Here is a 24,483-nt window from a genome sequence, read left to right as displayed (position 1 = left end):
TCATACTACGCATTTTCTACAAGAAAGGACACTATTATCATGGATCATTCAATTGATGTGATAGAGCTGGAGATGGCCATTCTGGTCCGGCGCCTCGTTTCAATGACCACCTATAGAAAAATTGGTAATCTGGACCGCTCCGCTTATCTGCTGCTGCATCAAATTGCCTCCCACGGCTCGGCCGGAGTGAAGGCTCTGTCCGACGAATTCCATTTGGATATTTCCACAGTCAGCAGACAGGCTGCTGCCCTGGAACAGAAGGGGTATGTGAAGCGTATCCCCGACCCGGTAGACGGGCGCGCGTATTCGCTTGAAATGACGGATATGGGTGAAGAGGTGCTGAATGAGAACAAACAGGCACGGCAAGAGAGCATAGGGAAAATGCTAAGTGCCTGGAGCGATGGGGAACGTGTGATTTTTGGCGAGCTTTTACGGAAATTCAATGCTGCGATTCATGAAGAAATTCCGGAGTAGGACAAGCGTTCCGGGATGAATTCTACTCTCTGAGATAAGCATAGTACAACTAAATGGTTACTGAATTTTATCGTGCAAAACAAGTGGGTTGTGGAAATGTTGAGCCTTGGGCGGGAGTCATCCCCTCAGGGTTTTTTTGTGAGATAAGGGGATTTGGCTGTTCTGCCGGGATTTGCCCCCTCTGAACCGGGAGAGCTGTACGCCGAACACCGCAATTGTACCTATTCAAAACGGGCGGCGGCCCCCTATGATCTACTCGTGTAGAAAGCGCTGTCATTTGAAAGTGCATATACATGCGGGCAGGTCCGTCCGAAAAGGAAAGCGCTTTATTAACTGCGAGGGGAGCTGGGATAATTTGAAGTCTTTGGCTAATAAGATCGGGATCAGTCTGCTGCTGTTTATGATGGTGGCTGTACAGGCCGGATGGACAGGAACCACAGGAAATGTGGCGGAGGCGGCGGACAAATCGCTGGCGAAGAAGCCATATATGGGCTGGAGCAGCTACAGTATGCAGGTGTATGAACCCTCCGGCAACTGGATATCGGCGGAGAGTATCAAGAAGCAGTCCGACGCCATGCACGAGAAGCTGCAAGCTTACGGTTACGAATATATTAATATTGATGCGGGCTGGAATGGCAGCATGGATGAATACGGCCGGCCTATGCCGAGCACCGAGCGTTATCCGCACGGTTTTCAGGAGGTCATTGATTATGTGCATAACAACGGGCAGAAGATCGGGATCTATCTGATTCCAGGCCTGTCAATTGACGCGTATAACAAGGACCTTGAAATCTATGGAACCAACGGGGAGTGCCGGGTACGTGACATTGCGGTGCAGCCGCTGAAAATCATGGATTACTGGGATTCCTACAGCTACAAAATCGATTTTCAAAATCCCTGTGCCCAGAAGTACATCGACTCCATAGCTGATCTTCTCGGGGAATGGGGCATCGACTTTGTAAAATTCGACAGTGTAACCCCGGGGTCGGGTATCAACAACCTCAGCCGTGATGCACGCGGTGATGTCGAGGCCTGGTCCAAGGCTCTGGACAGACATAATATCTGGTTCGAGCTATCCTGGGCGCTGGACCATAACTATGTGGATTTCTGGAAAAAATATGCCAACGGCTGGCGGATTCAGTGGGATGTGGAGTCCTATGACAGTAACGTCGGCTTGACGCAGTGGGCCAACATTGCCAGACTGTTCCCGGACGCCGCGATCTGGTGGAGAGATGCCGGACCCGGAGGCTGGAATGATTACGATTCCCTGAATGTCGGGAACGGTGCTATGGACGGATTGACGAAGGATGAGCGGCAGACCGCCATGACCTTCTGGGCGGTCTCGGCGGCACAGCTCTATATCGGAAATGATATGACGCGGCTGGACGATTATGGAATGCAGCTGCTGACCAATGACGAGGTTATTGCCGTCAATCAGGCCGGACATCCCGCCCATCCGGTGTCTATGGATACCCAGCAGCAGGTCTGGTATGCCAACAACGGGGATGGAACCTATAATGTTGCTTTGTTCAACCTCGGCAGCCGCAGTGCTGCAGTGGATGTCAAATGGAGCGACATTGGACTTGAGGGACCGGCAACTGTCCGCGATCTCTGGAGTCATAGTGAGCTGGGTTCCTTTGACACGGGCTTCAGCGGCGGGGTACTGGAGCCGCATGCATCCCGGATGCTGAAGGTAACCGCCAAGAGCGGAACCTCCACCGTGAACGATGACGATACGAACGTCCGTTATACCGGCTCATGGCAGCGCAACGGAGGCAAAGAGCAGACCCCGGGTTCTCAGGATATCACTGTGAAAATCACGGATTCGGCTGCAGCTCCCGGAGAAGGACAGCCGGGCGGTAATCCTTCTCCTAGCCCGGTTACCCGTTCGGTCTATATCAACGACAGCGACAGCAGCATCACATACAGCGGCGACTGGTCGTCGCAGTCCGGCAGAACCGCCGGGGATTACGGGGCAGATGTACATTATACCGAGACAGACGGTGATTTCTTCGAGTACACCTTCAAGGGAACAGGTATTGAGCTGCTAACCGAGAAGGATTCCTCGCAAGGGGACGTACAGGTCTATCTGGATGATGCCGTGAGTCCGCAAACGGTAAGCACCTATACCGCTGGAGCCAAGGAAGCACAGCAGACCGTTTACAGTGCCAACGGCCTTACCGACGGTGAGCATACGCTTAAGGTGGTTAAGGATTCAGGCCAATACATGCTGCTGGATGCGCTGAAGATCAATGTTAATCAGCTCATTGCCCCTGCCACAGGAAGCTTCGACAAGGCGCCTGACAAACAGGCTGATGTAGCTGTCACACTGCCTGCAGGCAGTGACTCCCTTCTGGAGATTAAGAACGGCGGGGCTGTACTTACGGAAGGAAGCGATTATTCCGTCACCGGAGGCGTTGTGAAGATCAAGAAGGAATATCTTTTCAATCTGCCTTCAGGTGCGGCGGAGCTCTCGTTCTTCTTTGACGGAGGCGCAAGCGAAGTGCTGACAGTGACCATTACAGGCTCAGCTACGGTTCGCTATTCGCTGATCAACAATGACGATCCGGGGATCACTTACAATGGCACCTGGTCACGCAGTTCCGGGAGAGGAATGGGCGACTACAAGGATGATGTGCAATATGCCGAGAAGGATGGGGATTCCTTCGAATACACCTTCAGAGGCACTGGCATACAGCTCTATACAGAAACGGATACCTCACAGGGCGACATGGATATATATGTGGATGGGAGGTTCCAGCAAACGGTCAGCGCTTATCATAACGGACGCCAGGCCCAGCAGAATCTGTATAGCATTGCTGGTCTGCCTGAAGGCTTCCATACCCTCAAGGCTGTGAAAAAATCAGGCAGCTTCATGCTGCTGGATATGCTTAAGGTGGAAATCCCCGACCTGATTAATCCGGTAGAAGCAGCCTTCGACCAAGCAGTCCCGGCAGATATCGAAGTTAAACTGCTTCGTCAGCCGGAGCTGTTCGGCGGCATCAGCCAGGGCACCTATAAACTGATGGAAGGTACGGATTATACACTTGCAGGAGACACTGTAACCCTCAAGGCGGCGTACCTCGCCGCGTTGCCCGCGGGTACTCTTCCACTGACATTTGCCTTTGGCGGAGATTATCAGAACGATATTCATTTTACAGAGACGGACGGTGATTCTTTTGAGTACACATTCAGCGGGACTGGAATCTCCCTCTCTGGACCCAAAGGGCCGGATATGGGCGACATGGAATTCTATGTGGACGGTAAGCTGATTCAGACCGCAAGCGCCTACAGCAGCAACCGGCAGATTCTGCAGAATCTCTTCACCCTTGCAGAGCTGGCCGATAGCGTTCACGTACTGAAGGTGGTGAAGAAATCAGGTGCGCTGATGTTCGCCGATCAGCTGAAATACAGCGTCAGCACCAAGGCCGGTGAACCGGCAACACCTGGCGAACAACCGACACCGGCACCTACGTCAACACCATCACCTTCCGCTACCGCATCACCGGCCCCGGTAACTTCAGGACCCTCTGTTACTACGGGTCCGGTAGTGACCGCGTCTCCATCCGCCACTCCTGTTCCAAGTGCTTCGCCGGAAGCAAGCCAGGGGCCGGTGAAACAGCATGCGGCATATATGAGCGGGTATCCGGACGGTTCCTTCAAACCGGATCACAAGATAACCCGTGCCGAAATGGCGGCACTGCTATTTAAGGCTTCTGCACGGGAGAAGCAAGGAAAGGCTGCAGTCTTCAGTGATGTGCCTTCCGGATATTGGGCAGCCGAAGCAATAACTGGCGCAGCAGAAATGGGACTGATGACAGGCTACCCGGATGGCACTTTTAAGCCGAATCAACAGGTCACGCGGGCGGAATTGGCCAGTCTTGTTGCACTGCTAAGCAAGAATAATCCCATCCCCGGAGGCGGATATACAGATGTTGCCGCCAGTCACTGGGCACGGTCAGCCATTCTTCAGGCCCAGGGAGCAGGCATACTGAATGGCTATGCCGACGGCACCTTCCGTCCCGGAAAGGCACTGACCCGTGCCGAAGCGGTGACCGCGATGAACAGGGCACTCGGCAGAGGCCCGCTCTTCGGTGCCGAAGCCTCCCCGTGGAGCGATGTTCCGCTCACCCACTGGGCATTCAAGGATATCCTCGAGGCTGCCACTGCTCATGAATATAAGGACAGGAACGGTGGCGGAGAACAACTGAGCGATTAAGGAGGAGCAGATAAAAAGCACAGGAGCCGGCAACGGCTCCTTTTCAATCGAGAAGAAATCCGAACGATTCGGCTGCAGCCTGTGCATCATTTCCCAGGCAATGAAAATAGTCGGATTATGTATAGAACCTGTATACGTGGCCGTAGTGCAGCAAATGTTTCTGATGATGCGGATTTAGAAGGCCCTATTCCATTCTTCCTATACAGGACGAGGATGATGACTATAGAGCATTCAGCGGATTCTGTGTCCGCCTGACCAGAAAGATAAGCTTTTTATGGAGAGTAAAGGCGTTCTAGCTGCCGGGAATGCTCCCGGTCGTATTGCAATCTAGACCGTCTTTTCCAATGGCGCTGGAGACAAAAGCTTGACTGTGAAGCAATTTGTTTTAAGCTTATGCTGTGAGCGCTACCAACTGAGAGGGGAATCCAACCATGCTCAAATACTCCAAGGTTTTCCGCAGATTTCTGATCTCCTACATCATTATTCTAATTATTCCGGGCATAGGCGGCTACATGTCTTACCGTACATCGATCTCTGTAACAGAGTCCATTTCCATTGAGAACAGTGTGATCCAGCTGCAAAAAAGCCAGGAAATTCTTGAGCGCCGGATGGCTGAAGTCGAGGGGCTGACCCGACAGCTCGCGGTGAATCCCGAACTGAACGTACTGTTGAATGAACGGGGAGAGGGGACCAATGTCTACGGAATCTGGAGGACCATGCGCAATGTGCTGACCTTCGGCCAGACGAATGATTTCCTGCAGGATTATTATATTTATCTGGCCAATTACGATCTGGTGCTGACCCCCGGCTCTTCTTACCGTCCGGAGCATTACTATGAGATATATCATTACAACGAACTTCCGCTGGCGGACTGGAAGAAGCAGGTTCTGCAGAAAACCCACCGGAGTGAGATCAAACCGCTGAGCGCCTTTGTCAGCAAAGGGGCACAAACCTCGGTGATCACCTACATGCAGTCACTGCCGCTCGATAGCTTCAATGATTCTTCTCCGGCCGTTGTGGTCGTGATGATCGACGAGAAAATCATCGCCAGCCTGTTGTCTGGCCTGACTGAACGCTACGGGGGCTGGGTTCATATCAGCGATGCCGATGGGAAGACCATTGTGCTGCAAGGAAAAGATGAGGCGTATGTGAACCGGCTTCATGCGGATTCCTCGTTTGATAACAGCAAGGTCAGCCAGTTTTACCGGGATGATCTGGTGATTTCAACCCGTTCGGATTCGAACGGCTGGGTATACCAGGCAGGTATTCCCCGAGGCATCCTGCTGGAGAATGCCAATAGAATCAAATATATGTCCTGGCTGATTACCGGAGGCGCTCTGTTCCTCGGATTACTGGCCGGCCTGGTGCTCGCCTACCGGAACAGTGCACCGATCAACCGGATGCTAAATGTGATGAAAGAGCAGTTCGGCAAGGAGGAGACGGCGGAGCAGAGTGAGTTCGATTTCCTGAGCGGAAATATTGCCAACATGATCACCAAGAATAAGCTGCTCGAAAGCGAGCTTAACCGTCAGCTGCCTCTGGTCAGGGATGCTTTTATTAAGCGGCTGGTTGCCGGAGAATTTGAGTCACGGGAGGAGATTGTATCTGCTGCCGCCCAGGCGGATATCGGGCTGAATCAGGGAACCGGCTATGCCGGACTGATCCAGATTAACGGCTATGCCGGGATGGATAGCGTGGAGATCCTCAATGAGCTGAACGCCGCCCGCCTACTGGTGAAGCAGGCGCTCGCTTCGCTTACCGGACCGCTGCCTATGGCCGATATGGGCTCGGACAAAATGGTCGGCCTGTTCTTCTCCGGCCCTGATGAATCTGCATCGGACCAGGAGGTAGCGATTACACACATCATGGAGAACTTGGCGCAATATGTGCTGAAGGAATATAAGATTTCGGTGCAGTCCGGGTTCGGAGGCTATTTCGCTTCAGTAACAGAGGTCAGCGGGTCGTTTGAGCAAGCGAAGCAGGCGCTGGAATATGCCGTGTATACGAACAAGAAAGGCATGACGTGGAATCATGAGGCCAGAATCGAGAATACGACCTATTATTATCCGCTTGATACGGAGCAGCGGCTGATCAGTACGATCCGTGCCGGGGAGCTGGCTGAGGCCAAACGCATTATGGATTCCACCTTTGCGCAGAATCTTGGCGGCCGGGAGCTGTCCATTGAGATGAAGCATCAGCTGATCGGGGAGATGAAGGGCACCTTTTTGAAGCTGCTGGATCAAAAAATCTTCATGGAATCTCCTTTGTTCGAAAGCGTCAAGCAGCGGATCATCGACATCAGTTCCTCGGAGCCGGCGGATAACATCCAGGCCGAATTCCATGCCGTCATGGAGGGACTCTGCGGGTACATCGCCAATAAAAAGAAGGACGCGCATACCCAGATCATCAAGCAGATCTACCAGTATACCGAGGATATGTATTCGGACACCGAGCTGACCCTGTACCGGGTGGCAGAGCATGTGGAACGGCCGGAAAAATACATCTCCCAGCTGTTCAAGGAGGTGACTGGTGTGAATTATTCCGATCATCTGGTGAAGGTCCGGATGGACCAGGCGGCGCTCCTGCTGAAAGACAGCAGGTATACGGTGGATGAGATTGCGGCAAGAGTGGGCTACAACAGCTCACATTCCTTCCGTAGAGCCTTCAAACGGTTAACCGGCATTTCCCCCAGCACCTACAGACAATCGAATGCTGAATAGAAAAGTGTTGGAAAAAGTAAAACTAACTGGCCCGAGCACCCTGCGCTCGGCAGACTAAGTGGAAAAAGTAAAACTAATCTAGCTCATTTCCCTCGGTGGAGGGGGATATGGAATTTTTAAGTTTCCTTTTTCCACCTAAACCTTCACATTTGCTGTTTTCGGCGGTATTAAGTTCACTTTTTCCACTTGTGCTTATCTCCTGGTCCGGGGAAGTTGGGAAGGACAGGTGAAGCGGGGGCCCCTCGGAGAGGGGGATGCAGATTCTCCTGCAACCCCAAGAATATAGCGGCTGCATTGTCCCTCCCGGGCGGTGCAGCCGTTTCTGCCCAAGGGGTATGCCAAATAATGTATCCGCTTGCAAGACCGCGGAAATCAGGCCGTCCCAGGAAGTGATGCCCCCTGCAAACCGGGCGATCTGTACGCAAAATACGGAAGTGTACCTGTTCAAAGCCGGTTATCATGCCCTATGATCAACTCGTGAGAAAGCGCTATCACACAAACAAATAGTACAAAGCGAATGCTTCCGAACCGATTTTTGCTCGAACTAATGCAAGGGAGCAGCGGCTGGCAAACTAAGCATCTGCTTACGAAGTAAGTTTTTGACGCGATGTGAAATCAATGAAGTAACGCTGGCCAAACTTTTAAGGGGGGAGATTCATCTGGAAAAAGAAATGGTTATGAGCACCCAAACGGCGCCCCGAAGCAAACGCCAGGGCTGGCTGCATACCGCCGGAAAAAATATCATGAAACACTGGCAGCTGCATCTGCTCGTCATTCCGCCTTTGCTGTTCTTTCTGATCTTTAAGTATTATCCAATGGCGAATGCTGTACTGGCTTTCAAGGACTATAACGTAATTAAGGGGATATGGGGCAGCCCCTGGGTCGGCTTTAAGCACTTCGAACTGTTTTTTGAGAATCCGCTGTTCTGGACGCTGGTCAAGAATACCATTCTGCTGAGCGGCTATCTGCTGCTGGCCGGGTTTCCGATTCCGATCCTGCTCGCGCTGATGATAAATGAAATCCGTGGCGGCAGGTTCAAACGGTTCGTCCAGCTTGTATCGTTTGCGCCATATTTTATCTCCACTGTAGTTATGGTCTCCATTATTATGCTGTTTCTGGCTCCGCGTCTGGGGTTCGCCAACATCGCCATGAATTTCTTCGGCCTGGATTCGGTGAATTTCCTGGGGGAGCCCGGCATGTTCCGCTCCATCTATGTCTGGTCTGACATCTGGCAGACCGCAGGCTACAGCGCCGTGATCTACCTGGCCGCACTGGCTGGCATCGATCCTACACTATATGAGGCGGCTCGGGTGGATGGCGCTTCACGGTTTCAAAAGATCCGCCACGTCGATCTTCCCGGAATCGTACCTACGATTGTGATTATCCTGATTCTGAATGTGGGTAACGTGATGGCGATTGGCTTTGAAAAGGTCTATCTGCTGCAAAACCCGCTGAATATCGCTAATTCTGAGATTATAGCCACCTATGTCTACCGGATCGGCCTTTTGAATGCCAATTATAGCTTTGCTACCGCGGTCGGCTTGTTCAATTCACTGATCAATCTGGTTCTGCTGGTTACCGTGAACGGACTGGCCAAACGAATCACCAATAACAGCATCTGGTAAGAAAGGAGTTCCTGTATGGCAGCTTCGGCAGCAGTTCCCCAAAAAATTAAAGAATCCGTCGGTGACCGGATATTTCTGACTGTGGTGTACACCGTACTCATCCTTGTAGTTATCGTTGTGCTGTATCCGCTTATCTTCATTATCAGCAGCTCCATCAGCAGTCCGGCAGCTGTCACCTCGGGCCGGGTCTGGCTGTGGCCGGTCGATATTTCCTTCAAGGGCTTCAAGGTCCTGTTCAGTACGCATGAGATTATCAGCGGGTATGCCAATTCCATCTTTTATACGGCAGCCGGTACGCTGATCAGTGTGACCCTGACGATTATGATCGCCTACCCGCTGTCGCGCAGAGCTTTTTTTGGCCGCAATGTGTTGATGATGATCATTACCTTTACAATGATCTTCAGCGGCGGGCTGATTCCCACCTATATGGTGGTCCGGGAGCTGCACCTGATCGATACGCGCTGGGCGCTGCTGATTCCCAATGCGATCTGGGTATGGCAGGTGATTATTGCCCGGTCCTTTTTCCAGTCCTCCATTCCCGAGGAGTTGCTGGAAGCCAGTGAGATTGACGGCTGCAGCGATATGCGCTTCATCCGCAGTGTAGTGCTGCCGCTCTCCAAGCCGATTATTGCGGTGCTGGTGCTGATGTATGCAGTCGGCCAATGGAATTCCTATTTCGATGCCCTGATCTATCTGAAATCGGCTGACTTGTTCCCGCTGCAGCTGGTGCTGCGCAGTATCATTATCCAGAACAACAGTGCCGGGGCGATGGATGCCATGGCGATGGTAGAGCGGCAGCAGATGGCCGAACTACTGAAATATGCGCTGATAGTCGTCGCCACCTTGCCTGTGCTTGTCATTTATCCTTTTGTGCAGCGGTATTTCGTACAGGGCATGCTGGTCGGCTCAGTCAAGGGGTAAGGGGAAGCGATGAACCGGTAAGGGGGTGAGGCCTTTCTTAAAAGATAAGCATTTATATGCTTCGTGCAATAAATGATCCTTATCTTTCTCGCTATAAACGGATATTGTCTGTTTAAGGACGGGCAGCCGTTTCCATTTGGCAACACATAACCAACCTGTCCAACTACAAAGAGGGAGTTGATCAGCTTTGAAGAAAAGTTTGTTAGCCTTGTTAATGCTGGTAACGGTATTTACAGTTGTGATCAGTGGCTGCTCGGGCAAAAATAATACAGAAAGCCCGTCCGGTACAGCATCCGGCACAGCGTCTGGCAACGGAAACGCAGCGGAGGCGTCAAAACCTGTGGAGGTCAGCGTCTTTGCCGTCCAGGAATCAGGCATTGATATCCCGACCAATAAATTCACCACATTCGTTCAAGACAAGTTCGGCATCAAATTCAACTGGCAGATTAATCCCTCCGACGGCGCCAAGGAAAAACGCCAAATCTCACTCGCCAGCGGTGACTACCCCGATGCTTATTTGCTCACTGCCTACATTGATGAATTCTCCCAGGGGGATGTGCTGAAATATGGCCAGCAGGGCGTTCTGGTTCCGCTGAATGACCTGATTGACCAATATGCACCGAATATCAAAGCAGCCATGGAAAAGCACCCTGAAATGAAAACGCTGAATACGGCTCCTGACGGCAATATCTATGGTCTGGGTGCTTACGCCGAGTGCTTCCACTGTTCCTATCCGAACAAAATGTGGATCAACACCGAATGGCTGAAGAAGCTGAACCTGGAAGAGCCGAAGACTACAGAGGAGTTCAAGCAAATGCTGGAAGCCTTCAAGACGAAGGACCCGAACGGCAACGGCAAAGCCGATGAAGTGCCGCTGAGCGGTTCTACTGAGGATTTTGGTGTACGCATTATTCCTTATCTTATGAACAGCTTCGTCTATGATGATGACCGCAACTACTTGAATATGACGGACGGCAAGGTGGAGTCAGCCGCTGTTAAGCCGGAATGGAAGGAAGGCCTGACCTATATCAAATCGCTGTATGATGCCGGTCTGATCGATCCGGGGGCTTTTACCCAGAATGCGGAGGCCTTTAAGAAAATCGGTGAAAATGCGGATGCCGAAATCCTCGGCGCAGGTGCAGGCATGCATCCGGCGATTTTCATCAACATCGATCCAGGTAACACCCGTTCCGCACATTACAATGCCCTGCCACCGCTTACCGGACCGAAAGGGATCTCTTACACGACACATGATGCGGGCGGGGTGTCACCAGGCGCCAAGTTCGTCATCACTAACAAAGCCAGTGAAGAGGCAAAAGTGGCTCTGATCAAGATGGTGGATTATATGTTCACACCGGAAGGCCAGACGAACGCGGCAAGCGGCATGAAGGGAATCGACTGGACCGATCCGGTGGCAGGCGATGTCGCACTAGGCAAGGATGTCAAACCGGTGATCAAGCCGATCCCGATGGCGGAAGGCGAAGCGGCGCGTAATGCGGGCTGGAGCGGAATGGGACATTTCTACATGCCGAAGGAATACCGCGACACCTTCGTTCAGGCGACTGATATCTATTCCTCGAACGGCTACGAACGCAGATTGTACAATGCTTCGCTGCTGTACCAGGGTCATGAACCTAAGGAGTTGTTCCCGCTCTGGTCCATCTGGATTGATCCGACAGAGATTGACGAAGCCAGCATGCTGCAGACGAATCTGAGAAACTACATTGAGCAGAATGAGCTTCAGTTCATTACCGGCAATAAGGATCTGAACAAGGACTGGGATGCCTATGTGAAGGGTCTGAAGGACCTGAAGCTGGACCGCTACCTGGAAATTCTGCAAAAGGCGTATGACGCTTCAGTGAAATAAGCTGCTGCACAAGCAACCGTGCTACGCCAAACCGATGCCGGCCTGCCAAGGCCGGCATCGCTGTTTCCGCTATTGTTTTTTAGGGAACGGATGGTTTGAACGGAGGTTTTATTCATATGCCAGATCAGAGGACAGACAGGAGGATGCTAATTGAGCGATTTGAAATTATGGTACTCCAGCCCGGCTGCGGGCTGGGGCCAGGGACTGCCGATCGGAAATGGCAGGATCGGCGCAGTGGTTATGGCGGCTCCGCAGCGTGAAGTGTGGAGTATGACCGAGGTGACCTACTGGTCTGGACGAGAAGAGGCTGTTCCCGGCCCGTTTGGCGGGAAGGAGGCACTACGGCGCATGCAGGGGCTTTTTATGGCTGGTGATTATGCAGAAGGTGACCGGCTTGCCAAGCGATATCTGCAGCCGGAGAAGCGGAATTACGGGACCCACCTGGGATTGTGCGAGATTGTGTTCTCCTTTGAAAGTCCGGACAGGCAAGGGGAAGCTGAGAAGGAAGTGGAGCGGGCAGGGAATATGGAAGCCCGGTTCAGACGCGGGCTGGATTTGGATCGTGCAGTTGCGCATGCGGAGTCTCAGAGCGGTGGTTGCACGGTGCTGCGCGAGGTTTTTGCCTCCCATGCAGATGATGTTGTAGCTGCGAGGATCTGGAGTGAATCGCCTGGTGGCGTATCCTTCACGTTAAGTGCTGCTGGCGGCACAGGCTCGTTCATTGTCCGCTCTGTGAACGGGGATACCCTGGAATTTCAAGCCCAAGCGAGGGAGCAGGTACACAGCGACGGCACCTGTGGAGTAAGGGCTGAAGGCCGAATCAGGGTCGCAGCCTCCGGGGGAACCTTAAACTGCCGGGATGGCCGGTTGATAGTAGCCGGGGCGGATGAAGCCTGGATTTATTTTACGGTCAGCACCGATTACCAGCATGCAGGAGCGGACCTGCAGGCACAGAGTGCAAGAAGTCTGGAACAGGCGGCTGCTAAGGGCTATGCCAGACTGCGCGCTGATCATATCCGGGATTACCGTCAAGAATTCAGCAAGGTCGATGTCCGGCTGGGACGCTCGGAGATTTCGGAGCTGCCGACGGACAGACGCATCGCCCTGCTGCAGCAGAATCACAGCGGAGACCCGGAGCTGTTTGCATTGTTCCTGCAGTACGGCCGCTACTTGATGATTGCCGGGTCACGTGCAGACTCGCCGCTGCCGCTGCATCTGCAAGGGATCTGGAATGACGGCGAAGCCTGCCGGATGGGCTGGAGCTGCGATTACCATCTGGATGTCAATACCCAGATGAATTACTATCCTGCCGAGATTGCGAATCTGGGAGAGAGTCATCTGCCGCTAATGCGTTACATTGAGGCTTTGTCCCGTGCGGGTAGAGTGACAGCAAGAGATTTCTACGGTAGTACAGGTTGGGTTGCTCATGTGTTCTCCAATGTCTGGGGATTCACCGCACCCGGCTGGGAAACCTCATGGGGGCTCAATGTCACCGGGGGACTGTGGATCGCCATGCATCTGATCGAGCACTACGAATACAGTCAGGATCTTGAGTTTCTGGAGGGGCAGGCCTACCCTGTACTTAAAGAAGCAGCAGCCTTCTTCCTAGACTACATGATCATACATCCGGCGTACGGCTGGCTGGTGACAGGACCTTCGAATTCGCCGGAGAACAGTTTCTATCCGGAGGGTCATAGTGGTGAGAACCGGCAGCTCTCTATGGGGCCGACTATGGACATGGTGCTGGTCCGGGAGCTTTTTGAATTCTGTCTGAAAGCGGCAGCGCTGCTGAATAAGGATGAAGAGCTTCAGGCGCAGCTTGAAGAGGCGATCCACAAACTGCCGCCGCTGCAGATCGGCAGACAGGGGCAGCTGCAGGAATGGCTGGAGGATTACAGGGAGGCACAGCCGGAGCACCGTCATCTCTCCCATTTGTTTGCACTCTATCCCGCCAGCCGGATTACACCCGAGGAGACGCCGGAGCTCAGCGCGACGGCCCGGGTCACGCTGGAGAACCGCATGATGCAGGATGAGCTGGAGGATGTGGAATTTACCGCCGCGCTGTTTGGGCTGTACTTTGCCCGGCTCCATGACGGGGAGCGGGCCTATAGGCATATCTCGCATCTGATCAGCGGGTTATGTCTGGACAATCTGCTGACCTATTCAAAGGCTGGTATTGCCGGAGCGGAGAGCAATATCTTCGTCATTGACGGCAATTTCGGCGGAACGGCTGCCATTGCAGAGATGCTGCTGCAGAGCCGGGCTGGAGAGATTCATTTGCTGCCCGCGCTTCCAGCAGATTGGAGCACAGGCTCGGTAGCAGGGCTTTGCGCCAAAGGGAAGGTCGAGGTAGATATGGATTGGAAGGATGGAATACTAACCACGGCTACATTACGCACCTTTTCAGCGGGTACAATAACTGTCCGCTCGGGTGAACACCGGAGTACTCTTCTCACCGAGGCTGGGGGAAGTTATACACTGAACAGCCAGTTGGAGCAGCTGCAGGTAGGTTAGAAGCAATGACCCCAGTTATTTTTGTGAAGTGAAGTATTCCCTGCAAAAGCGCCCTCCAATTTCAATCAGAGATTGGAGGGCGCTTCAATGTGGAGGATCTGAATCCATAACCAGATCCAGCTATTCCCTGCTGTGTTTTACCATGCGGAGGGTCTCACCGGTAACTGTCTGCAGCGTTCCTGTCCCTCCTGTGCAGATCTGCCGCCCAACGGAATCTCCGGTACATTCGGCTCCATAGGCCCAAGGGATATAGAAGGACAAATCGGCTCCTGCTTCACTGAACACCTCAATCCACTGCACTTCACCCGTTTCAAAAGCTGCACTGACCAGGAAGCCGCCCACCGCCCGCAGGCTGCGGAATTCTGCTCTCTGATGCTCCGGCCAGTTCGGGAAGAACCGCAGCACCCCGTTGTAACTCTGAAGCAGGCACTCATTGATTACGGCGGGCAGCGAGAAATTCTCGAACCAGACACCCATCCGGGACATGAAGTCAAAGTCCGCTGTATCCGGGTACCGTCCCCCGCTCATCAGCACTCTGTCGGTGCAAGTGCCGTTAGGCAGCAGACAATAGGCAATTTGCCGCTTGAACCGCTCCAGATCGAGGATGCCGAGCCGCGCCCCGGCCAGAGCTTGGAATACCAGTTCATTCCCGCCTTCATTCCGGTGATTGCGGTAGGACTCCACCGCCGTCTGGTATTCTTCCGGGGAAGAGTGCAGACCATGCTCTTCTCCGGGAAAGACTGTTGCGAGCGGAACTGGGACGTTGTAGACGACCTCGGGATTCTCTCCTGCCACCGACACAAAGACCTGGCCTGCATTGGATTCGGCTGTCGGATATTCGGGAAAGTGATTAAGAATTTCCTGAACCTCTGCAAGCAGGCCGTCTTCCGCTTCCTCTTGTCCAAGCACCGCACAGGCCCGGATAAATGCATGGAAAATAAATTTTGTCAGAGCCAGATCGATCAGACAATCACTGTTCCGGGCAAAGCCCGGCGCAATCTCGTATAGCTCCGGTACGACAGTAGGAAAGATATGATAACAGTCGTCATTCCAGCGCGGACCCCGGGCTTCCGGCCGCTGCATGTAATCTGCCATGAACCGGACGGCTTCCCGGATCGGCTGAAATGCGCGGCTGCGAAGGAAGGCTTCATCCATGGAGTAGAGGTAATGCCACCATAGGCTTTGCACGGTCCACGGCGTTTCACAGACCTCCCAGCCCCAGTGCGGAACCGGATAAGGCATCATCGTCATTTCTACCGGGTAGGCGGAATGGGGGAAATAAGCACCGCGCAGCCCGTAGTAGTCCCGTGCCCATTGTTGGCTGACCGGCAGCACATGGTCTACCATATCCGCATAAGGCAGATGCTTGTCCAGATGGTTGCTGGAGAATGCTGCCCAGAATGGCTGCTGTGTATTGTAGTTCATGTGATAGTCCCCATGCCATTCGGACCCGATGGAACCATAGCTCCAGTTGGCGAACAGCCCGGGACAGGTGACCCCTTCACGGACAGAGCAATTTAAAAAGTACAGATTGCGGTACCAGACCCGCTCCAGAAATTCGTCCTCCAGGGACACACTGGAGCACTCCCAGTATTCCTGCCACTTTTCGTTTGTCCGTTGCCAGGCATCGGTGTACCCGGACAATTCGGGCGGGTGCATCTGCGCTGCCGCCTGCTGGATTACCGTCCTGCGGCCCTCCCATAGCTCCGCGCAGGCGGAGAAGCCGCTGCCGGTATCAGCGATGCTGAGCCGGTCCCCCTCACCGCCAGCCGAAGGAACTGCGCCTGTGATGCGGACCGCCAGCCGGAAAGCCTTATCTTGGTCATGCCCGCTATAGGGAACCTCGGGAGCCTCCACACAGGGCAGGACTTGGGTAAAGGACAGCACTCCCGCCGCGGGATCAACATCGATTACAGCGGAGGGGAACCCGGAAGGCGTGTTGGGGTCGGGAATGAGCCGTGCTTCGTGAAACAGCGATAGAGCTTTGCCGCTAGCAGAATTGCATACAGACATCCACAGCCGGTCCTGAACGGCATCCACAAAAACCTCCAATACAGCCCGCTCCCCCTGGACCAGAAACTCAACCGTGCAGCGTCCGTCCCCGATGTGGAGGGTGTGCCCCAGCACCTCGGCTGTACGCCGGTCATACCGGAGCAGCAGTGAACCGCAGGGCATCGGACGCGGGTAGCTTTTGCTGTAGTTGTCCCCGGCCATCTCGCAATATTCCCGGTACCACGGGTGGTCCATGAGCTGCGGTAATTCAGCGGGAAGCGCTTCGAACCGCTTATAGACCTCTTTAAAGGTCATAATCTCCTCAGCATGTTGCTCCGCTATTCGGATATCCCAGACATTATTGTGTCCAAAATGGAGCATCACCGCATCCGGGCGGGTAGTGAGCACCACCCCAAGCCCGCCGTTTCCCAGTAGCGCTCCTTCAAAAAAATCTGCTGCCGGTCCCTCCAAAGTAAGGTTATGCCGGGCCGCGTGTTCCTGGGCCTGTTCTTTTGCCAGCGGCAAAGACAGGATTGAATCCTCTGAATTTCCTATACTTGTGGTTTCATGCATAGGTTCTCCTCCTTTCATCTCTGCAAATGCGTAGCAGGCCAGCCGTAGCAGTCGGCGCATTAACCCTGGCCTCCAGTCTTCTACAATGTAACCGGTTGATGGCCGGTTGTATTTAGCAAGGTGTCGTATTTTTGCACGATCGGCGGATGAATTCGCGGATGGTTATACAGTAATCAGGCAATAGGGGATCGAAAGGTAGATCACAACTGCCAGGAAAGGCCTGCACAGGGAAAAAGGTACGCAAGGCACCGCAAACGTACCTTTACGGAGCTGGAAAGAATCACTACGATTAATTTAGAAAGCGTTATCATTTATTGTTCAGATGATGAAATTCTTTTGAGGGGGATCTTAACCATGTCCAAAGCAAAGGGCAAGCTATCCAATCTTTCGAACTCAGCCCATCAGCCTCATTCAGCCAATCAGACTCGTTCCATCCGGGGCAGCAAGAGCCGTACCGGGCAGCCCCGGTCAGGATCTGCCTTTGCGATATCTGTCGTTATGATTGCCGTTCTCGTGATTGCGGCGTCCGTGTTTTTTCTACGGCCATCAGCGGCTTCCTCAGGCCTCAGCGGACTGCCCAACTATACGGAAATCCGTGGGGAATACGATGCCGAAGGCCTGAAATATGAGAAGCAGCCCCATCTGGGCAGCAGCACTGCCAAGGTGAAGGTGATTGAATTCGCAGATTTCAAATGCCCTTCTTGCAAAAAATGGAAGGAAACGTACTTCGAACGCTTCCAAAAAGAGTTCGTCGATACCGGCAAGGCAGAGCTGTTCTTCATGAACTTTGCTTTTATCGACCGGGATTCGATCATGGCAGCCAGTGCGGGGGAAGCCATTGCAGCCCAGGACAACGAACAATTCTGGGAGTTCATGAGCAAGCTCTACGACCATCAGGGGGATGAGACCAAGATCTGGGCCACACCGCAGTTTCTGCTTGATTTCGTCAAAAATAATATCGGCGGCATAGACTATGACCGCTTTGCCAAAGATCTGCAGGAGCATACTTACATGCTGCCGGTGAAGGAGGATTTCAAAACGGCTGGAAACTATGGAGTCAATGGAACACCACAGTTTATGGTGAACGGCAAACTGCTGAAGGGTGGCTCGTATGAGGAATTAGCGGCAGCCATTGAAGCGGAGGCAGCATCCGCCGGCGCCCAATAAGCATAGCGGGAGGATGGTGAGATGAAGCTTTCAGCCTTGCACCCGTATGTCTATCTGGCCACCCGGTATCCTTTTGCCAAGGGGCAGTCAAGCTCGAAACGGATTTGCTATATGAGCTCTGTCTATCTGGTCAGTGAGGGTTACGGGGTACTGGAGACCGAGGGGACACAAGTCCAGGTAAGCCCGGGCTCACTGGTCTATCTGCCTCCCGGACAGTCCCATGAATGGCTGGCTGATCCGGCAGAGCCGATGGTACATCTGTGCTGTTATTTCGACTGGGGTCATGTGGACCGGGAGGGCCATTTCGATTGGGCCTGCCCGATCTGTTATGAACCGGAGCCGCTGCTGCCGGAATGGTTGGGTCCGCAACTTCCGTATCCGCTCCCGCTGCAGCTTCAGGCCGGTTCTGTCCGTGTGTGGGCTGAACGGTTTCAGAAGTTCTACACTTCAGGTCAATTTGTAAATGAGCAGACGGTTATTCGCAATTTGAGCATTCAGCGGAACTTCCAGGAGTTTATTGATTTTTTCCTCCAACAGACGCTGAGGGACCCGCCGTTCCCGGACCGCCGGATCAGCGCGCTGCTGGAGCGGCTCGAACAGGATTTGCTGCATGAAGTGCCGAGGCCGCTGGAATGTTATTACCGGGAATTGAAGCTGAGCCGGGGGCATTTCTTCGAGCTGTTCAGAAAGTCAGCCGGCTGTTCGCCCGTCCAGTATATGAACCGCTTCCGGCTGAACCGGGCCAAGGAGGATCTGCTGCATACCTCGCTGAGTATCACAGAAATCGCCGGGAAATATCATTTCAGCTCGGTCCATTATTTCTCCCGCCTGTTCCACCGTGAGACCGGACAGACACCCCGGGAATTCCGCTCGGGGTAAGACCTGCTCCCACAGCTCCCGAAAGTCATACTGAAGGGGCTTCAGTTGATTCTAAATCATCCGGACCCGGGGACTGCTACTGCTGAAGCGGGAGGGAATGTTTGGTTGTGGGGATGGTGCAATCTTTGGGGCTGCAGCCACCGGCATTCCAAGATGAAGGGTCTGGGGCTAAGGAAACATTGGATTCCCCTTCATCCCCACCCACAGCTCCGACTGCTCCAATTGGGCGGCCAGCTGCAGCAGCAAATCCTCGCGGCCCTTGGAAGCCATCACCTGAACTCCAATAGGCAGGCCTGCCGGTGTAAGGTGCAGGGGAACGCTCATGGCGGGCTGACCCGTGAGATTGGACAGCTGTGTAAAAGGGGTATAAGTCAGGCTGGGCTCGAACATTTCGTAGATCATCCGCCGCTGCGCATCCTTCGGCAGCTCGCTTACGTGCAGCAAAGCTTCTATTTCCTCCGGCTGCTGGGTAAGCTCTCCTATCTTAGGTGCGGAATCCGCATTCGCAGGTGTGATGTAGAGGTCAAAGCGGCTCAGCAGGCCCGCCATTTGTGCGGCAGCCACATCCCATTCGTTCAGGCTGTGCACGAATTCGGCGGCGGAGACCTTTTTACCGGCTTCCCCCAGCACCCAGGTCACGATGTCCACCTCATGTGCCGCAATGCTGCGGCCCATCCCGGTTTCCAGAGACAGGAACATGGCCGCCACTTCTCCGGCGTTCATCGTATAGTAATTTTCCATCAGCCGCACGCCGTTTACCGGACTAAGCTTCTCTTCGACCTCATGGCCTTCTTCCTGGAGCCATTTTACGGTTTTTAATACAGCTGCAGCCGCCTCTCCGGTGACTGGGGTTCCGACAGGCGAGGCTGTTGTGAAAGCAATCCGCAGCTTGCGCGGTGCGGGATTTATAAGATCGTCCAGATAGACGCCCGGATACAGCGGCGTCTGAAACGCGGCCTCCGGCTGCACAATCTGCAGCAGATCCAGCATGGCTGCGCTGTCGCGCACGGAACGCGTCAGCGCAAAATCAATGGAGGCGCCCTGCCATTGGCGGCCGACTCCCGGCCCTACCGGCGTACGGCCGCGGGTAGGCTTCAGCCCGAACAGGCCGGTGAAGGAGGCCGGGATGCGGATTGAGCCGCCTCCGTCGCTGGCACCCGCAGCCGGTACGATTCCGGAAGCCACTGCGGCGGCAGCTCCGCCGCTGGAGCCTCCGGGGGAGCGGTCCGTGCTCCAGGGATTCCGTGCAGGCCCGTGCAGGAGCGGCTCGGTGATATTTTTCAGACCGAACTCGGGGGTATTCGTGTGCCCGAGCGGAATAAACCCGCCGTTTCGGATACGGGCGACATAGTTCGAATCGCGTTTGGCAATGTTATTCTTCAGCAGGAGGGCGCCAGAAGTGAGCGGCTCACCACCAATCGCCTGGGAGATATCCTTCAGCAGAAAGGGCACACCGGCAAACGGCCGGGACGGATCATCTGCCGGCATGGCATCGGCCTCCTTCAAGGCCGCCTCCCGGCGGGTGCGGACAACGGCATTCAGCAGGGGATTGACCTCGTCCAATCTGGCGAAAGCCGCCTCTACAAGCTCACGCGGCGACACCTCCCGCGCACGGACCAGCGCGGCAAGTCCCAGCGCATCATAGGTGGAATAAGCAGACAATGTCATGATGATAACCTCTTTTCGGCAGGGACACTTGAACGGCAAGGTCCGCTGATCTGTAGTATTGGAAATGGTATGCTTTATGTATCACTATACCAGTGAATATCAGAGATGCTCCTTGCATTATACACCAGCCGGTGCTTAATTGAAGAATCAGAGGACAACCCTGTCCCGCCCGTTTGTCATCGAATCGATAAGTAAAGGGGAGTACTGCGGGCCGGCAGCGGCCGAAGGTACTCCCCTTTGTTTTTATACAGATTCAGGTGATAACGACCGTGCTTAAGGCTGTACGCCCGACACGAGTGTGCCGTTTTGATACAGCGTTACATGATTCCAGGGACTGAAAGCCGTTTTGGCGGCATCAAAGGAATAATCATCTGCTTCGTTAAAATTACTCCAGTCGCCTTTGAATAGCCGCAGCTGGATATCTCCGGTCTGTCCTCCGGCCGGCAAAGAACCTGCTCCGGGGGTAAAGCCGACTTCTAGATAGGAATCAGCACCTGCGGCATTGGCAGTTCCAAAAGTAATGGTAATGTTGGCCGCACCCATCTGTGCCCAGTCCATTGCACCATTAAGTGTCTGCGATCCGTCTTTGGTGAAATAGTACCGTATCTTCAGCCCGCTCAAGTTGACGGCAGAGGTGCCGTTGTTCTTGATATTAAATTGGGGTTTGATCACGTTGTCCGTGGTATTCGTATTACCGGCGCGGTAATAGAGTTCAAGACCGGCTGGAGCGGCTGTTGGAGTTGCAGTGGCAGTAGGTGTCGGTGTGGCAGTAGGTGTCGGTGTGGCAGTAGGTGTCGGTGTGGCAGTAGGTGTTGGCGTTGCAGTAGGTGTCGGTGTTGCGGTTGGTGTCGGTGTGGCAGTTGGTGTAGGTGTAGTCCCATTGTCCGGAACAGGCACGTAACCGGGTGTGGTATAGATTTTGTTGAGTACTGAGGTTGCCTTCGTGCCATAGGGACCGTTCACAATGGAATTTCCCCAATCCGAGAGGCTGCCTGCAGGGCCGCTGGCCATATCGAGATATTCGACGCCGCCGCCGTTTCCATACCAGGACCACGCGAGCCAGCCAACGCCTTTTTCCTGCCCATAGCTCATAATAGTTGCTTCATCGACATCTCCGCTTGTATGCTTCCAGCCGAACTCCCCGACGATGACCGGTACCCCTATGGCCAGGGCATTGTCAATATTGCCCTTTACCGTGGCGGCTGAACCTCCGGCATATTCGTACATATGAATGGAGAAGATCGTGTTTGCAAGCGGATCAGAATTGAATACGGCGTTCCCGCTAGTGAAAATAGAGGACGGATACTGTCCCCAGCCTGCGGCATCCACGACCAGCGTATTCTTGATGCCTGCAGCCCGAAGGGCTGGAATGGCGGATTGATAGCCGCTGGCCCAGGCCGCTGTGCTCCAGGAGCCGAACCATTCGTTGGCAATATTAACGATGACCCGGTCTTCCTTGCCGATTAGCGCATCCTTGATGCTGATCCAATAGTTGACAGCCGCATTCAGCGTAGAAACGTTATCCGAGCCTGTTGCGTCATGCACCTCAAGCATGGCGGTCAGCTTGTACTGATCACAAAGGGCAAGTATATTCTGCACATCGGACAGACTGTCGAGGGACCACTGGCCCCCATCGGAGAGCACGATCCGCACTACATTAGCGCCGGTGGCTGCAATGGCAGGGATAACGGTTGCCAGGTCATTTTTATACCAGGTGTGCGCATGATTTATACCCCGCATGACAAAAGGGCTGCCTGTTGCGTCAATTAATTTGGTACCGCTTACATGAAAGCCCTTGACTGAGACTCCTGCTGCTGCTGCCTGCTTCTGGGGGATTGAGAGGGAGAGGATAAGGACACACGTTAGGGCCAAAAAACAAAAGCTGCGGAACGAAAAATACTTGCTCGGTTTCATGGTAGTTCCTCCTTTGCGGATTTAGATTTGCTTTCAATTTTCTGCATGCTCCCAGAAGTGTATTCGGTACCCGGACCAGACCACCTCCCAATATCCATATATATCCAACATAACATATAAGGGTTTGTTTGGGAATAGTTATTAAAAATAGATAACAAAAAAATCTGATTTTATGGAGGCAAGCTGGTCTACACTTTGGAGAACTGGCGGGTCCGGCATTGACAACAAATTTTGAATTGACTATACTTTCAGTAATCTTATAGCTGATATGCGATGAACGAGACAGTAGCAGCCTTTGTCCCTGTCACAGAAAGCCGGGGGGGATGGAACCCTGGCACACACATGGACTGCGAATTACACTCTGGAGTATCTTGGGTAATGCCAAGCGGAAATCAAGCGAACGATACCTCGCTGTGAGTGGTGCGGGCCCTGCCGTCAGGCGGTCTGTGCAATTTGGGTGGTAACACGGTTAATCATAATCGTCCCTGTGTCTGTATAGACAAGGGGGCGATTTTTTTGTTGTTGCCTGGTCCGCCGTAAAGAGGTACGAGTTACCTGATTCAACGTACATCAGACGAATACGAAAATCATAATAAAGGGGCTGTATCAGCTTGAACATTATCGATGAACTGGAATGGCGCGATGCCATCAATCAGCAGACAGATGCAGAAGGACTGCGGGAGTTAACGAACACGAAGGCAGTTTCACTCTATTGCGGCGTAGATCCAACGGGCGACAGCATGCATATCGGCCATTTAATTCCCTTCATGGTACTGAAACGCTTCCAGCTTGCCGGACACCGTCCGGTCATTCTGATTGGCGGGGCAACAGGAACCATCGGTGATCCGAGCGGCCGCCAGAGTGAGCGTTCCCTCCAGACCATGGAGCAAATTCAGGCGAATGTGGATGCGCTGACGGCGCAGATGAAGAAGCTGTTTGTGACCGAAAGCGACAATCAAGTCCGTATGGTCAACAACTATGACTGGACCCATAAGATTAACGTCATCGAATTTCTAAGAGATTATGGCAAAAACTTCAGCATCAACACTATGCTCGCCAAGGATGTAGTGTCCAGCCGTCTGGAGAGCGGGATTTCGTTCACGGAATTCTCCTACCAGATTCTGCAATCGCTTGACTACCTGCATTTGTACCAGCACGAGGATGTGCAGCTGCAGGTCGGCGGTTCCGACCAATGGGGTAATATCACAAGCGGACTGGACCTGATCCGTAAAAAAGAAGGGGCGGACGCCAAGGTGTTCGGCCTGACCATCCCGCTGATGCTCAAATCGGACGGCACCAAATTCGGCAAAAGCGCTGGCGGCGCAATATGGCTTGATCCGAAAAAAACAACGCCGTACGAGTTCTACCAGTTCTGGGCGAATGCCGACGACCGCGATGTGGTGAAATACCTCAAATACTTCACCTTCTTGACCCAAGAGGAAATCGGCGTCCTGGAGGAAAAGGTACAGAACGAGCCGCATAAGCGCGAAGCGCAGAAGGCACTGGCGGAGGAAATGACCCGCTTCGTGCACGGTGAGGAACTGCTGGAGCAGGCGAAGCGTATTACTGCAGCCCTGTTCAGCGGAGATATCCATTCCCTGACTGCGGAGGAGATCGAGGAAGGCTTCAAGGAAATGCCGACCTTCACATCAGGCAGAGATTCGAAGAATATCGTGGATTGGCTGGTCGATCTGGGTATTGAGCCGTCCAAGCGCCAGGCACGTGAAGACATCACCAAGGGAGCCATTTCACTTAATGGTGAGCGCGTTACCGATATCGGGGCGGAGGTCACTGCAGAAGACGCCATCGGCGGGCGGTTCATCATCATCCGCAAAGGCAAGAAAAACTACAGTCTGGTTAAGCTGGCCTAGGCAGTATACAGATGATCTTCAGCAGGAAAAAGCCGCTGTCTCATAAATAGATACGCCTACAACAGAGACAGCGTCTTAT

At 53.6% G+C, this 24,483-nt stretch carries 13 protein-coding genes; 10 read left to right on the top strand and 3 right to left on the bottom strand.

Annotated elements, in window-relative coordinates; translation table 11 throughout:
- The first annotated feature begins 39 nt into the window (after positions 1–39).
- The 7 genes from A3842_RS01965 (at position 40) to A3842_RS01935 (ending at position 14,340) form a co-directional block, all read left to right on the top strand.
- Entirely contained in the window at positions 40–474 is a 435-nt protein-coding gene (locus tag A3842_RS01965) for a MarR family winged helix-turn-helix transcriptional regulator (protein WP_305953364.1), read from the top strand.
- A 355-nt stretch (positions 475–829) separates the two neighbouring features.
- On the top strand, positions 830–4,693 hold the full coding sequence (locus A3842_RS01960) for an S-layer homology domain-containing protein (protein ID WP_074100257.1): 3,864 nt from the start codon (positions 830–832) through the stop codon (positions 4,691–4,693).
- A gap of 431 nt (positions 4,694–5,124) precedes the next feature.
- Positions 5,125–7,413, top strand: a complete 2,289-nt coding sequence (locus A3842_RS01955) for a helix-turn-helix domain-containing protein (protein ID WP_074100256.1) — start codon at positions 5,125–5,127, stop codon at positions 7,411–7,413.
- A 677-nt stretch (positions 7,414–8,090) separates the two neighbouring features.
- Entirely contained in the window at positions 8,091–9,038 is a 948-nt protein-coding gene (locus A3842_RS01950; protein ID WP_083609439.1) for an ABC transporter permease, read from the top strand.
- A 15-nt stretch (positions 9,039–9,053) separates the two neighbouring features.
- Positions 9,054–9,959 carry a carbohydrate ABC transporter permease gene (locus A3842_RS01945; protein ID WP_074085922.1) on the top strand — a complete coding sequence of 302 codons (906 nt, stop codon included), beginning with the start codon at positions 9,054–9,056 and terminating at the stop codon, positions 9,957–9,959.
- Positions 9,960–10,146: 187 nt separating this feature from the next.
- Entirely contained in the window at positions 10,147–11,826 is a 1,680-nt protein-coding gene (locus A3842_RS01940) for an extracellular solute-binding protein (protein WP_074100255.1), read from the top strand.
- 150 nt (positions 11,827–11,976) lie between these two features.
- Positions 11,977–14,340, top strand: a complete 2,364-nt coding sequence (locus A3842_RS01935) for a glycoside hydrolase family 95 protein (RefSeq protein ID WP_074100254.1) — start codon at positions 11,977–11,979, stop codon at positions 14,338–14,340.
- A gap of 120 nt (positions 14,341–14,460) precedes the next feature.
- Here the strand turns inward: A3842_RS01935 and A3842_RS01930 are convergent, their stop codons facing one another.
- Positions 14,461–16,965: a glycosyl hydrolase family 95 catalytic domain-containing protein gene (locus A3842_RS01930; RefSeq protein WP_218618643.1), complete on the bottom strand. Its 2,505-nt coding sequence runs from the start codon at positions 16,963–16,965 to the stop codon at positions 14,461–14,463.
- A gap of 294 nt (positions 16,966–17,259) precedes the next feature.
- On the opposite strand from A3842_RS01930, the gene A3842_RS01925 reads away from it, so the two are divergent.
- Complete coding sequence (locus tag A3842_RS01925) at positions 17,260–18,072, top strand: DsbA family protein (RefSeq protein ID WP_083609438.1); 813 nt, start codon at positions 17,260–17,262, stop codon at positions 18,070–18,072.
- Positions 18,073–18,093: 21 nt separating this feature from the next.
- Positions 18,094–18,951 carry an AraC family transcriptional regulator gene (locus A3842_RS01920; protein ID WP_074100253.1) on the top strand — a complete coding sequence of 286 codons (858 nt, stop codon included), beginning with the start codon at positions 18,094–18,096 and terminating at the stop codon, positions 18,949–18,951.
- A gap of 168 nt (positions 18,952–19,119) precedes the next feature.
- On the opposite strand, the gene A3842_RS01915 is transcribed toward A3842_RS01920, so the two are convergent.
- Both A3842_RS01915 and A3842_RS01910 read right to left on the bottom strand, forming a co-directional pair.
- Positions 19,120–20,619, bottom strand: a complete 1,500-nt coding sequence (locus tag A3842_RS01915; RefSeq protein WP_074100252.1) for an amidase — start codon at positions 20,617–20,619, stop codon at positions 19,120–19,122.
- Between the two features lie 273 nt (positions 20,620–20,892).
- Positions 20,893–22,533, bottom strand: coding sequence for a cellulase family glycosylhydrolase (locus A3842_RS01910; protein WP_074100251.1), 1,641 nt, complete (start codon positions 22,531–22,533; stop codon positions 20,893–20,895).
- 611 nt (positions 22,534–23,144) lie between these two features.
- On the opposite strand from A3842_RS01910, the gene tyrS reads away from it, so the two are divergent.
- Positions 23,145–24,404, top strand: a complete 1,260-nt coding sequence (gene tyrS / locus A3842_RS01905; RefSeq protein WP_074100250.1) for a tyrosine--tRNA ligase — start codon at positions 23,145–23,147, stop codon at positions 24,402–24,404.
- Positions 24,405–24,483 lie beyond the last annotated feature (79 nt).

This window comes from Paenibacillus sp. P3E (assembly GCF_001909045.1).
Lineage (GTDB): Bacteria > Bacillota > Bacilli > Paenibacillales > Paenibacillaceae > Paenibacillus_AQ > Paenibacillus_AQ helianthi.
This window is presented reverse-complemented; position numbering and strand designations above follow the sequence as displayed.